Raw genomic sequence first — 619 nt, forward strand, 5'->3', positions numbered from 1 at the left:
TGGGTTCCTTCAGCGGCAGCTCGGTCGAGATCGGCCATGCGCAAGCGGAACACCTGCAGATCCGCACCGAAGTACTTGGAGGTCTCGCCGACCCACTGCATGCCGTTGTGCCGGACCGTGGCGGCCGCGCGGGCGTTACCGGCCTGGACGACAGCGAAGATCTCGTTGACGTCCTGGCTGAAAGCCCAGGTGGCGAGCGCGTGAGTGGTTTCGCTGGCGTAGCCGTTGCCCCACACGCCGGGATGCAGCTGCCACCCGATCTCGAGATCCTCGTCCCCGGGCGGCAGCGGCAGCAGGATGGCCCCGCCGATCACCCGGCCGTCGGACTTGCGCAGGATCGCCCACCGGCCCGCCGGTGCGGGCAACCCGGCGTCCTCGGCGATCCACTGCTGCAGCAGCAGTCGCATGGCCGCGAGGTTCGGTACCCGGTCCATGTTCGGGCTGAGCCAGCGAGCCACGTCACCATGTCCGTAGACGGCCAACGCGGCCTGGGCATCGCCGACCCGCCATGGTCGTAGCGTCAGTCGTTCCGTGGAGAGCTCCTCGGCGGCGGACAGGAACGTCGTGTGGGTGGTGCGCATGCGGATCCCTCGAAACATAGTGGAGTGCCCGGCAAAAA

1 protein-coding gene is annotated in these 619 nt (G+C 68.2%); it reads right to left on the bottom strand.

Going from position 1 to position 619, the window contains the following annotated elements; all coding sequences use genetic code 11:
• The coding region (locus tag BU204_RS37900; RefSeq protein ID WP_075130590.1) for a GNAT family N-acetyltransferase at positions 1–581 on the bottom strand (581 nt) is incomplete at its 3' end.
• Positions 582–619: the final 38 nt, after the last annotated feature.

This window comes from Actinophytocola xanthii, from assembly GCF_001921205.1.
In the GTDB taxonomy this organism is placed as follows: Bacteria; Actinomycetota; Actinomycetes; order Mycobacteriales; family Pseudonocardiaceae; genus Actinophytocola; species Actinophytocola xanthii.